Annotated in this window: 7 protein-coding genes and 1 pseudogene; 7 read left to right on the top strand and 1 reads right to left on the bottom strand. The window is 51.7% G+C overall.

What is annotated here, in order from left to right; all coding sequences use genetic code 11:
- From SPB21_RS01620 to SPB21_RS01595, 6 genes and pseudogenes are all read left to right on the top strand, one after another.
- Window positions 1–534 carry a hypothetical protein gene (locus tag SPB21_RS01620; protein ID WP_499865163.1) on the top strand — a complete coding sequence of 178 codons (534 nt, stop codon included), beginning with the start codon at window positions 1–3 and terminating at the stop codon, window positions 532–534.
- A complete protein-coding gene (locus tag SPB21_RS01615) occupies window positions 527–2,218 on the top strand; it encodes a type IV secretory system conjugative DNA transfer family protein (protein ID WP_499865162.1) in 1,692 nt (563 codons plus the stop codon). Before SPB21_RS01620 ends, SPB21_RS01615 begins: the two co-directional genes overlap by 8 nt.
- Window positions 2,218–2,526 carry a hypothetical protein gene (locus SPB21_RS01610; protein ID WP_499865161.1) on the top strand — a complete coding sequence of 103 codons (309 nt, stop codon included), beginning with the start codon at window positions 2,218–2,220 and terminating at the stop codon, window positions 2,524–2,526. Before SPB21_RS01615 ends, SPB21_RS01610 begins: the two co-directional genes overlap by 1 nt.
- A 13-nt stretch (window positions 2,527–2,539) precedes the next feature.
- A complete protein-coding gene (locus SPB21_RS01605; RefSeq protein ID WP_499865160.1) occupies window positions 2,540–4,090 on the top strand; it encodes a hypothetical protein in 1,551 nt (516 codons plus the stop codon).
- A complete protein-coding gene (locus SPB21_RS01600; RefSeq protein WP_499865158.1) occupies window positions 4,090–10,923 on the top strand; it encodes a strawberry notch C-terminal domain-containing protein in 6,834 nt (2,277 codons plus the stop codon). Before SPB21_RS01605 ends, SPB21_RS01600 begins: the two co-directional genes overlap by 1 nt.
- A gap of 202 nt (window positions 10,924–11,125) precedes the next feature.
- Window positions 11,126–11,752, top strand: a pseudogene (locus SPB21_RS01595) (IS5 family transposase); the annotation flags it as partial.
- 16 nt (window positions 11,753–11,768) lie between these two features.
- Here SPB21_RS01595 and SPB21_RS01590 read toward each other — a convergent pair.
- Window positions 11,769–12,726 (bottom strand): IS630 family transposase gene (locus tag SPB21_RS01590; RefSeq protein ID WP_499865157.1). Its coding sequence is split into 2 segments (ribosomal slippage): window positions 11,769–12,384 and window positions 12,383–12,726, totalling 960 coding nucleotides; the frame shifts between segments, so codons are not numbered across the junction.
- A 70-nt stretch (window positions 12,727–12,796) separates the two neighbouring features.
- Here SPB21_RS01590 and SPB21_RS01585 point away from each other — a divergent pair.
- Window positions 12,797–13,204 (top strand): transposase, encoded by a 408-nt coding sequence (locus SPB21_RS01585; RefSeq protein WP_499868655.1) that lies wholly within the window; start codon window positions 12,797–12,799, stop codon window positions 13,202–13,204.
- Window positions 13,205–13,312: the final 108 nt, after the last annotated feature.

Here is a 13,312-nt window from a genome sequence, read left to right as displayed (position 1 = left end):
ATGGGGTATCGGAGATGGTTAATGCTGGGTGGCCTTTCAACAGCTCTAGCTGTTGGGGTGTATGCCAAAACATCATCTACTGCTCAAACTACCTGGCAACTGGCGGGGGAGATTGCGCCACCTGAATTACTGAAACAAATCGGAGAGGAACATTTGTCTTCACCTGAGCCAGTGAATCTCGGCCAGATGCGGGTGTTGAAAGTGCATCAGTCCAGGCAATCGGTACCCCTATATCTGGTGGATACCCGTTTAGCTGATAGCGATCAGCAACCTTTATGTGGAAAAGCAGGCTGTGCCTTTCTTGGTTACATCCCAGGGCAGCAGGAGTACCAAACTGTGTTCAACACCTATTTAGATCCTCATCTGCCACCGGATACCGACCTGTTATCGGTGACGGATACCTTGCAATCAGGTTTGCCCATACTGACCCTGCATCAGCTTGAAGGGCAACAGCTACAGCGACTTACCGTTGCCTTTGATGGCACCCACTATGCCGTTGTTACGGTAGATAATCTGTCTTCACCCCATGAGTAATGTTCTCCTACAGACTCAATCTCTAGATTTAAGAGCGTTACTGAAACCGCTCTTAGATTCAGGTATGGGATTTTTGCTGCTGGGTCTAGGGATCTTATGGGCAGGCATGAGTCTGCTGGGAGGAACCGCGTCAAAGGGACAACTCTCAACGGGACGCTTTGGCGGACGACAAGAACGACTGAAGGCTAAGGCAACGGCTCGACAGCAGCGTAAACAAGGTAAGACGGCTAAAGTCTCTCTTAAAGCCGGAGACCTGGAAATCCCCCAGGCGCAGCAAAGTATTGTAGTAGCGGGTGCGCCAGATTCAGGTAAAACCTTTAGCATCATTGATCCGGCGATTTGTTCTGCGATTGAACAGGGCTTTCCTATTCTGGTGTATGACTTTAAGGGTTCTCAAGTGGCAACCCATGCGGCCTGGGCAGCCAGTCAAGGCTATAAGGTGTCTATCTTTGCGCCAGGACAGCCCTACACCGGCATCTGTAACCCTCTCGATTTTCTCGCGGATGCGACCGACTCGCTGATGGCAGCGCAACTGGCCAATGTGATTCAGCGCAATACCCAACGAGACAGCGGCTACCGAGAAAATGACTTTTTCAACTCGGCGGGTACCAATCTGGTGGAAGCCGTGATGCTGTTGGCCAAGCTGACGCCTTATCAAGATCTGCTGATGGCAAGCAAGATTTTGAATCTTGCAGACCTGCCCAAGCGGATTCGAGCGGCGGGTGAAACGTCCTGGATGCCATCCTGGACTCTAGATAGCTTTAGCCAGCTGTTAGCGTCCGATGGAGCAGAAAAGCAAATATCCGGAATTGTGGCAACAGCTCAGCGTACCTTCAAGACATTTACTGGAAAACAGCTGGTGTCTAGCTTCTGTGGCAAGACAACCATTCCGTTGGACCTCACAGGGAAACAGATTCTTTTTCTTCAGGCAGATATCCAAAAACGAGATGCGGTCAATCCCCTGATAGCCGCTGTTCTGCACCTGATCGTCACCCGTAATTTTGCGACACCTCGTAAACAACCACTGGTGATCGCTCTGGATGAGCTACCCACACTCTACCTACCGGATTTACCCAAGTGGATTAACGAGTTTCGCTCCAATGGATTTGTAGCTCTACTGGGCTATCAGAACTTTGCTCAGCTGCAACACATTTATGGACGTGAGCTATCCCGTGCCATCTTTGCCGCCTGTGGGACCAAGATATTTTTTAATCCCAAGGATCGGGAAACGGCTCAAGAGTTTTCAGGGTATTTGGGGGATAAGGAAGTGAAATACACCACCCGGTCCCGCAGCTATGGCCAACATACGAGCCGTAGTCGATCAGAGCAATTACAGAGAGTGCCGCTGCTCACACCTGACCAGATTTTGAAGCTGGACCAGGGGGAATGTGTCTTTATCAATCCGGCTTATCGCAATGGCAAAGAATCGTCGATTCCGCTACGGCTGAAAGTGAAACTGAGTCCGAAACACATCAAACGCCAGCACCGCAGTGAATTGCTCTGGCAACAAAGTGTACGAGACCGACTGATTGAACGGTCGGCTCAGCAGGATGACATGGCCAATTTGAGTGAAGCCAATGAAGTCAGACAAACCATTGCTGAGACGTTTTTTCCGTTGCCAACAAACGTGGATATCCCTTACGAGGGTGACCTGACTGAAGATGAATTTAGCGAGGTGTTGTAATGACAACCAAACCATTATCTGAAACTGTTTCACTCCAAGCCCAGGATCTGCTGGCAGAGATGCCCGAGATTTTAGAGGCTGTAGCGGAAGCTCAACAACGACCACCGTTGCCGTTGGGCTATGTCCCCAGTGTGATTGAAGTGTTATTTGAGGATGTGTTGTACCTCAAGTCCGTAGATGGGGTGTTGCTGCTGGCCCGAGATTGTTTGGCCGACTATCAGCCTCGGTTTGTGGAATATCGCTTTGACGATGAGATAGCCCTATTTCAGGTGGGCCGAGATGTATTAGTCAACCGGATTGCATCGTAAGGAGAGAATCACTATGCCATTTACGATTCGTATAGAAGACGCCCTGGCGATGCAGGAGGATGAGGCCCAACTGCTGATGGCCATTGGTCAGGTCACCCAGCGACTCTATGCCACGCTACACCGTCAGACTCAACAACCGTCTGTTCCTGTTGAAGACAGTTTGCGTATCCAGATGGGACGTCGGGTGGTGTATGGCATCCTGGCTGATGGCACCCAACGGCGGGAGCTGACACCCAATACGTTGAAGGTGATTGTGGATGCTCTCCAGCGACCGGTTACACCCGATAGCGATCCAAACGACTATGAGGGCAAAGTTCCCAATATTGAAATTCGAGATCAGGGGCAGGTTCTATTTCGAGAAGAACGGGACGGCACGGTCACAGTTAATCAGATCCAGCTAACCCTTGAGCAGACATCGCCTGAACCTGAGCCAATTGCTGAACCAGTTGTAGAAGAGGAACCATTACCGGCATCCACCCCAATCACATCAGACCTGGCCAATGATGTGGCTATAGCAGCTCAGCAGTTGCTGAATCCTCTGGGGCAAGAAACACCCACCTATCAAGCGGTTGCAGTCGGTCAATACACCATTCAACAGCAGGGCGATCTCCTCTTAGTGTCCCGAGAAGAAGAAGTCATTCTGTCGGCACGACAAGGCACTATTCTGGATGAGCAGGTGACTCAAACTGACTGGCAAACGTTTCATGACATCACTGAACGGATGCGAGTGGCGCAGTTGGGAGAGATGCCTGAGCCTGTTACAGCCGAACAAACACCAACTGAGGACAGTCCACCTGCTCTAGCGGTTTTAGATCGAGAGATTGCTAAAATCCCCCATGAACAAACTCGTCAAACCCTACAGGCAACGGCAACAGACTGGAAACAGCAAGTTAAGACCCAGATGAAACGGGGGACTCAGTGGTTAGCGCGACAGCCTCAGGTACTCCAAGATCAGCGATTGGCCCATGCCGTTCTGGGCCTTTTCCACCGTAGCTATGAGCGCACAGGAGAACATCACTACCGACTGGGTAACTATCGCCTTTCATTTAAGGGCACCAATCTCTACACCTTGCGAGATCAGCAGGGGGTGTTAATGCAGTTTCAGGCATTCCGACAGCTGGGGCTGGGCCACCGAATCAAACTGCTGGAGGTGAGTGACCGACTCAGTGACTTTCAACGACAGGACCTGATCTCACTTAAGCGAGATCAGCGAGTAATGCCTCAAGGGGCACTGGATGTTGAAGCCAACTACACGGCAAAAACAGATCGGGTGGAACGAACGGTGCGTGTTTTCTTGCGCAATATTGCCCGTGCCCATTGCTGGGACAAAGACGGTGGCCAGTTCAAGCTGGAAATGGGAGCCGGTAACCTGCTGCGGATTACGGATAAGCGTCAGGGACGGGGTGTCGTCTTTCAGAGGCAGTCAGGGGAAGTGTTCTCCAAGCTGGGACCAAAGGACTTTGCCCACTTTGATCGGCTGGCCCAGCGGATGCGGTCGGTGCAAATGCGGCCTTCAGTATCCGCCATTAAACCTGTAGCCTCACAACAACTGGAGATGGGCTGATGCAGGCATCTCTGGCAGCAGCATTTACTAACCATTTTCAAAGTGGTCAGGGCTTTGCCACGATTGTGGCAGCGCGACAGTTTGCTGCAGAGATTTTAGGTGAGCCGGTACGGCCAGGAACAGCCCTGGCGAAACAGGTGGATGAAGCCATTGAAGTGGGGGTGGTGCGGTCTGCACGACAGTTGATTGCTCAGGCGGAGACTACTCATCAAGCCTATGAGCTTTTGGTCAACCTGCTTCAACGACAACCCAAGCTGGGGGTAAAGTCATCCACCTCAGTTCTTCAGCAGGCATATAGCACTCCGGTACCCATTGCCTATTTTGCTGGTGTGCTTGCTGGGATTACATCCGAGACCACGGTGTATGAACCCACTGCAGGCCATGGAGCTTTGTTATTGGGAGCAACACCCGGTCAGGTGATCGCTAACGAGATTAATCCAGATCGCTATGGTGAACTGGCGACCCGTGGTTACCGGCAACTCACCCAGGAAGATGCACTGGTTTACCGTCCGACAGAACAGGTAGATGTCGTTATCTGTAATCCGCCTTTTGGCACCGTTGTAGACGACACCCGACGTACTCGCAGATTTCGGATGTATGACACCTGGACCAGCCAGATTGATCAGGTGATCTCACTCAATGCCTTGCAAGCCATGAAACCCGATGGTCGGGCGGTTTTGATCCTGGGTGGTAAATTAGGACGTGACACAGACCAGCGATCTGAGCGCTATAACAGTCGTGAGAGTCGGGCCTTTTATCATCTGCTCTATCAGCACTATCGCGTTACCCAACACCTATCGCTCCACGGCGATCTCTACCGCAAACAAGGCGCAGGCTTTCCCATCGATGTGATTGTGATTAACGGCACAGGCACTGCCGAGCGGTCGTTACCAGCGGCTGATGTACCCCCCATCTACTCGTCATTTGATGATCTTAAGGAGTGTTTACCCAATGACCCCATCCACCATGATTTCTCCCTGGACCTATCCATTTATGACCCAGCGCTATCCCAGCTTTCAAACGCTGTGGAAACCTCAGTGGCTGCCGTCCCTGTTTATCGTGCGACTGCCCCAGGAAATTCAATCCCTGGACGAGAAAACCTATCTGGCGCTGATGCAAACACGACTGGACCGGATGATTCAACAATCGGCTCAGGCAACATCGCTCAAAGAGACTCAGGCAATGCTGGCCAACAGTCTGGAACAACTGGATTCAGCGCAGACAGTGCCGCTGCTGGAGGACAACGATCTGGACACCTGGCGACAGCAGTGGAGCGAGACGTTGATTCTCAACAACTGGCGATTTCAGGAACAGCTGAGACATTACGGCGTGGCCTTCCCCGTGACGGACCTGATTTTGCCCAATCATCCCGACTTTCTCGACTGGCAAGCCCTGCACGACGACACCCCTCTGGAGGACTGGCTGGTCACCCTGACACCCTAACCCCAGGACCCGCCATGGATGCCCAACCGAGACAGGTGCCCTATCTCCCTAAAAGCCAGGGCACCACAACCCAAACCCTGATTCCGTTCAATATGGCCAGTGCGGCCCAGGTAGCTCTGGAGCGCTTTGAACAACACTACGGCAATATTGATGACTATCTGGCAGCACGGTTGGGCTATGGGTCTCGTTCAGAGCTGTATCAGTATCTGAGTGCAGAACAGATTGATGCAGCCGCCCTGGCCATTAGCCACATTGAGCAGGGAGCAGGCTTTATCACCGGAGACCAGACGGGCATTGGTAAAGGGAGAATCTGTGCCAGTATTATTCGCTATGCCCAGCAGCAGGGCAAGATAGCGGTCTTTGTCACCAAGGATAAGCCGCTCTATGCCGACATGATGCGGGATGTGACGGATATTGGGATGCGAGGCTTTCGGCCTTTTATTACCGATAGCAGTACCGAGATCCCTCTGGCTAATGGTGACAGTCTGAAGACCAGCGGTTCCGCTCAGCAAAAACAACAGATGGGCGACATGATGCGTCGGGGGACGGTGCATCCCTATAGTGCGGTGTTTACCACCTACAGCCAGCTGCAAACAGTGGGTAAAAAAGAACCGCTGCGGCGACAGTTTTTGCGGACGATGATGCCCAATGCGATTTTGATTTTGGATGAGGCGCACCAGGCAGGGGGTAGTCAGCAACGCTGGCAGGTTAATGGTCCGCCGGACCGGGCTACATTTGTACGAGAGCTGATTGATAACTCGGCTGGGGTGTTTTATTCATCGGCCACCTATGCCAAACGGCCTGATGTGATGGACCTCTATGCCAGACGGACGGATTTGCGGCTGGGGGTAAGCAGCATTACGGCGCTGGAAAATATTCTGACGCGAGGTGGAGTACCGCTACAGCAGATTGTCGCCAGTAAGTTTGTCGCTTCTGGTCAAATGCTGCGACGAGAGCGCTCCTATGAGGGGATTACGTTTCAGGCGCAGACGGTACCGGTGGACCGGGAGGTGGCCGACCAGTTCTCAGCAGCGATGCGGGCAATCAAAGATTGTGATCGAGCTAAGCAAAAGGCGATTAAAGAGCTGAGCAAAGAACTCAAAGCGGCAGCCAAGGCCCTGAGTGAAGATGGAGCGATTGGGGATGTGGGGGCAAAGAGTACCAACTTTACCTCACTGATGCATAACTGCATTGAGCAGGGATTGTTGGCTCAGAAGGCAGAGGTGACAGTGCAGGCAGCAATGGAAGCCCTGGAACGGGGAGAGAAGCCCGTGATTGCGGTGGCCAATACCATGGGCAGTTTTATTCAGGCCTATGCGGATGCCCATGATCTCAAGGACCGTGACCCGATTGAGCTATCGTTTGCTGATTTGCTAGAGCGGTATTTGGAACGATCTCGGGATGTGATCACCCGTGACTATCGCGGTGAGATGATGCGCCATCGGTTGAGTGATGACCAGCTGGGTATGAACGGGGTGATGGCCTATGAGGATGCTCTGGAAACGATTCGAGAGGGAGACTTTAGTTCGATTCCCATTAGCCCCATTGACTACATTGAACAACAGCTAGAGCGGGCGGGTTACCAGGTGACGGAAGTGACCGGGCGTAAAGCGGGGATTCATTATGATGCGGATGGGACAACGGCCTATAAGGTGAGACCGGACCAGGAATCGACGGCAAAAGCCAAGATTGATGCGGTGGCTCGCTTTAATGCGGGGGATGCGGATGTGATTCTGTTGAACTGTTCCGGGTCTACGGGGATTTCCCTCCATGCCTCAGAGAAGTTTGCGGATCAGCGGCCCAGGCATATGATTGTGGCCCAGGCAGAGCGAGACATTAATGTGTTTATGCAGATGCTGGGGCGGGTGCATCGTACCGGACAGGTGGAATTGCCGCGATACACCCTATTGATGGGGGATATCCCAGCGGAGAAACGACCGGGAGCGATTCTGTGTCGGAAGATGGCCAGCTTGAATGCCAATACTACCGCTGCAAGAGAGACCGATATCTCCTTGAGCAATGTGGTGGATTTTATGAATCTCTATGGTGAGCAGGTGGTCACTGATCTGCTCAATGATGATCCAGAGCTGAATGCCAAGCTGGATTTTCCCACCGCCCAGGCCAGTGGGGATGCGTCTGAGATTGCCTTGGTGAAGAAGGTGACGGGACGGATTCCGCTGTTACCGGTGGCAGAACAGGAAGCAGTCTACAGCCTGATTGAGTCGGAATATCAGGATTTGGTGGACCAGGCGCGGTCCATGGGGGAGAACATTCTAGAGGCGGACCAGCTGGATCTGGATGCACGACCTCTGGCGCGGATGGAGGTGATCGCCGATGAGAGTGAGACCCAGAGTGAATTTACTGGGCCTGTGTATCTGGAGGTGGTGGATGCAAAGAGTGAGACGAAACCGCTGACTCAGCTCCAGGTGATTAATGCGGTGCGAGAATCCTTGGGGTTAGAGACGGTTGAACAAGTTGCAGACCACGACCTGGATGATCTAGATGCAAAGGCACAACAACAGGTATCAGATACGATCAATGCCCTGACAGAAGAAATAGAGACCTACCGGGCCACGATGATACAGAAAAAGCGGGAGCCGGAGGCGATTACCAAGTTTAATGACCGATTGGATAATCAGGTATTGCAGGTGGCTGGGGCACTACAGGACTTTGCGCCGGGGGCTACGGTACAGATACTCACAACGGGACAGCGGCAGACATTCTACGGAGTGGTTGCAGGCATTGAACAGAAACATCGCTCAGGTAGTCCAGCGGCACCCAACAATTGGAAGCTGCGGATATTTGTGGCAGATGCCATGCGACAACTGACGGTGCCGCTCTCTAAGATGAATAGCCACCGGGAAGGTGCCTTGAGAATCAGCCGTGAGGAAAAAGACTTTTTTGGTACGGATATTTATAAACTGTTTGATACCCGACAAACGGCTGGACGAGTGAATCGGCAAATCTTTACGGGTAATCTGATTCGGGCCTTTGAGAAATACCCTGGCGGCAAGCTGGTGAACTATACCGACTACCAGGGCGATGTACGCCAGGGGCTGATGATGGCTAAGGGTTTTGACATTACCGAGACTCTGAAGAAAGAGCCGGTGGTGTTTAAGCAGCCCTATCAGGTAAAGGCATTTCTGACAGACCTGACTCAGCGAGAAGGTGTGGTGAAGACTTTGGATGAGTTGTTGCTGGTGAAGGCTCAGCGTAATGGGACTGGCTTTGTGGTGCAGGCTCCTAAGTCGAAAGAATCGGGTGGCAAATATTTTCTGGATGAGGGATTAATTGAGGCGGCAGGGTCGGACTTTTATTCGGTGAGTAATCGGATGGAAGTGGTAGTGCCATCGGAGCGGTTAGAGTCAACGCTGACGGTATTGATGGTGGAGCGGGGCTATGTGCTAGCAGCCTTTGAGCAGCAGGAGATTGCGCGGGAGTATTTGGGCATTACGTTGCCGGAACTGAAAACGGTGGAGACGGAACCGGTGTCGCCAGTAAGTATCCTGCCAAAAGTGGTAGAGCCAAAGCCGATTCAGCCCATTCTGAAAAAGAAGGCGGTTAATCCAGAGCCGGTGGCAGTGGCTCAGAAATCTGAGGTCGCTGAGAAGACGATGCCCATGGGGTATCTGGAGAAGCGGGTGATTCGGTTTCTCAAAGAAGCAGGCATTTATCAGGTGGTATTAGAGAGTGACGACTTTCATTTCAAGATTGAGAATGAGCCGTATATTCCTCTGGTGGTGGAACGTCATGGAGAGGAGCTGTATCTAACGCATTATTTGAGCCAGAACGGAGACACCTTTATCGATACGGAAATGGTGTTCTTGTTTCAAGAGGAGTGTCTGGAGTTTAAGGAAACGGCAGTACAGAATCCATTACAGGGAGGAGAGCTACGGGCACCCGACCGCAGTTTTGCCCAGGTATTCTCAAAAAATATTCTGGCCCAGGGATTTGCGGAAGCGGCTAAAGCACAGTGGCAGACTCAGAAAAGAGATAATCAAAGCTCTGAGGTGGCGACTGTTGTTGAGGTAGAAGAACAACAGACTGAAACAACGGGTGAGGCCAATCTCTTTGATGTGGAGCAATTCTCGACGACAGCAGGTCAGTCCCACGATGAAGCAACAGGGCCAGATCCTACCTGGAATACTTCTTCAAAGACACCTGAGGAGACGCCATCTGCTGAGAAGCCTCTAACGCCTGCCAAGCAGGTGATCAATCATCCGATATCAAAGCCGTCGTTGCAGGAGGTGGCGGATGAGGTGAGGAATCTGGATTTGGAGGTGATAGCGGCCAATTTGGGGCTAGAGCAGGACCGCTATGACAAGCACAAGTGGCGGGATGGGGACCACATTATTAGCATTAGCCAGACGCTGTTTATGGATTGGCTGGCGGATAAAGGGGGCGGTGGGGCCATTGACCTGGTGATGCATGTGCAGGGGGTGGAGTTTCGCTCAGCAATGGAGTGGCTGTCTGGGCAGGACCTGTCGGCAGTGCCGGTGATTACGCCAGTGCGACAGACGGAAACTGAGGCAGAACCGAAGCGGTTGGAGCTGCCTGACCCTAGTGAGAAGCGCTGGGCGGGGGTGAAGGAGTATCTGGTGAATCGGCGCAAGCTACCGGAGGCGTTGGTTGACCGGGTGCATGAGAAGGGGCTGGTGTATGCGGATGACCATCAAAATGCGGTGTTTGTGCGCCATGGTTTGCAGGGTGGTGGCTGGCAGCGGAGTGAGGTGACGGGGGCCAGTCTGCGGGGCACCTGGGGGGAGCACAATAGCTATCATCGGCTGGTGCCAGGGTCGGTGCGGGAGTTGGGCTGGTTTCGGATTGGCACCGGGCAAGGGCCAGTCCAGCGAGTACTACTGACGGAATCGCCCATTGATGCGATGTCGTTGGCGGTGCTGGATAAGGAACGGCGGCAGCAGAGTGGGGTGACGGTGTATCTGTCTACCGATGGGACGGGTGGGCTGCCGGTGGAGGCGCTGAAGGCAGTTTTGCAGCGCAATGGGCAAGTGGTGGCGGCGTTTGATGCGGATAAGGCTGGGGAACTGATGGCGTGGCGGGTGGTGGCGCAAGTGCCAGGGGTTAAGCGGTTACGGCCTGCCTATGGGAAGGATTGGAATGAGCGGTTAGTTAAGCATAGGCAGCTAGAGCAGGGGCCGCAGACTGAACTTGATCACGGGCGGCTACAACCGTTGTGGCAATGGCATCAGATGGCCTGGAAGCTGGGGCGATCTGAAAAGTATCTGATGCGGATTGCTGAGGTGGCTACAGATGTAGTAAAGGGTAAAGCTTTATCTGGGAAGGCTCAGGCGGCTATGCAGAAGGATTTAGCCATGGGGCAGAAGCAGGCTAGACGGCAGGTAGGCAATCAGACAGGTCAGATGTTGTGAGGGGTTGATAGGGTCCGATTATATTCAGCAACATTGAATATTTTTATGTCGACAGTATTAGTTTTTATGTTGCATTAATCTGAAAATTTTAGATGCAATAGTCTTACATATTTGTTTTGCATAAGGGCACCTCGATTAATTCAAAAATAGAGTCTCAATATGAGATCATGGTTACGGATTAGGGTTGACAGGGAGACTTCTGATGGGACAACAAGGATTTTGGGATTTTGAGATCCGTCATCAAAAGCTGGAATCAAAAAAAGACCTGTTGACCTGCCTGGACGAGCTGATTCCGTGGGATGAGTTTCGACCGCTGTTAGAAAGCGTGTATGTCAAATCCCGTAAGCGTAAAGCAGGTCGTCGCCCGATAGATGTCATCCTCATGTTTAAGTTGTTAATCCTGCAACAGCTCTACAACATTGGTGACGATGAGCTGGAATACCAAGTGAATGACCGGTTGTCATTTATGCGATTTCTACATCTGGGCCTGGAAGATGCGGTGCCAGACGCGAAAACGGTGTGGTCATTTCGGGAGCGCTTACGCCAGGCCGAGTTAGAGGAAGGACTATTTGAGCAGTTTGGGGCCTATCTGAAGGCAACGGGCTACCAAGCCCAATGTGGTCAAATCGTCGATGCCACCTTAGTGCCAGTGCCTAAACAACGGAATAGTCGAGACGATAATGCCGAGGTCAAAGCAGGCAAGGTGCCTGAGGATTGGCAGGACAAGCCTCATAAGCTATCCCAAAAGGATGTGGAGGCTCGTTGGACCAAAAAGAATGGCACGTCTCATTACGGGTATAAAAACCATATCAATCGGGATGCGGGGCATGGGTTTACAGCATTTTTCAGTCTTCTGAGGTACAGTAGCAGCAATGAGTGAACCAGCTTCGAATATCGTCAAGAGAGACTTGAGAAAAGGCTGTCTCAATTGCATTTGCTAAGTCAGGGTAAGTTCTCGGTCCTAGTGTTCTGAGAATACTTTTGAGCTTAGACCAGCAGTTTTCGATAGGTGAGAAATCAGGTGAATAGGGAGGGAGGTAAATTAATCGAGCCTGTGCTGCTTCAATCAGGTCACGGATGGTTTGGTCGAGATGTACCGGACAGTTATCCATCACCACACAAGCACCTTTCCATAGTTTTGGAACTAACGTTTGGCTGATAAAGGCTTCAAAGGTCAGACCGTCCGTAGCGCCTAGCAGACTGTAGTCTGCAATCACACCATTCAGCCCAAGGGCACCAATAATAGAGACGTTCTTTCCACGTTTGCTGGGTTTGCTGCTGTAAGCACGCTTGCCCTTAGTCGACCGAGCTCTCAACCGGGTCATCGCTAAATTGACACCCGATTCGTCGATGAAAATAAGATCTTTCGCCAGAATTGTCTGGACTGTCTTCCAGAAATCTACCCGTTCCGTTTGGACTCGTTCGCTGGCTTTAACATCAGGGTAGAACGTTTTTTTTGACCGTTAGATTCATCTGCTTGAGCGTATTGTGCATTGTGGTTGTACCGACACGCACCCCCGTTTTCTCATGGATCTGATGGCAGAGTTCTGCCAACGTCGCATCATTGGTTGCTTCGACTAACTGAGCCAGAATGATTCGATGGTCGTCATTGAGTTTGGGTGGGGTTTGCTCCTCACGGACCTTGGGGGCAATTGAGCCCGTCTCTCGACGCTGCTTGAGCAGTTTTTGCACAAAACTTTTAGCGACACCAAATTGTTTAGCAAGACTACGTTGAGAGAGGTCACCTCGGTCATAGGCCTTGACAATCTTCTGACGTAAGTCCAATGAGTACGGCTTAGGCATCAGTTCTAATCATCTTAGGTACACTTAATTTATGATGACTAGCGTACCTCACCTGGATTGAAATTGCTATATTCGTCGGTATACGGTCACCGATGCCTCGGTTCATGATTCTCAGGTATTGGGTCAACTGCTAGATGCGGACAATTCTGATGATGAGATTTGGGCCGATAGCGCCTATCTCTCGATAGCGATTGTCACCGTGTTAGAGATGATGGGTTTTGAGAGCCATCTTAACGAACGAGCCTATCGCAATCGCCCCCTAACAGAGGTGCAGATAGCGGACAATCGTGAGCGTTCAAAAACCCGGGCCAAGGTTGAACATGTATTTGGGTCGATGGTCAATGAGATGGGGGGCAACGTTGTTCGCACCATTGGGTTAGCCAGGGCCAAAACCATGCTCGGCCTCAAAAACTTGACCTACAATCTCAAGCGGTATGTCTTCTGGCAAAAACAAGACATGGCTGAAGTATTTGCCTAAAGGATGGGATATTCAGCTCTAAAACGGACACAATGCATGGGGGGTGTTTATTTCATATTCTGATTTCCAGAAACAAGGCTGGATAACAGTCTTATTTGAGACTCGATT

Source organism: Leptothoe sp. ISB3NOV94-8A, assembly GCF_043421595.1.
In the GTDB taxonomy this organism is placed as follows: Bacteria; Cyanobacteriota; Cyanobacteriia; order Phormidesmidales; family Phormidesmidaceae; genus Leptothoe; species Leptothoe turfae.
This window is presented reverse-complemented; position numbering and strand designations above follow the sequence as displayed.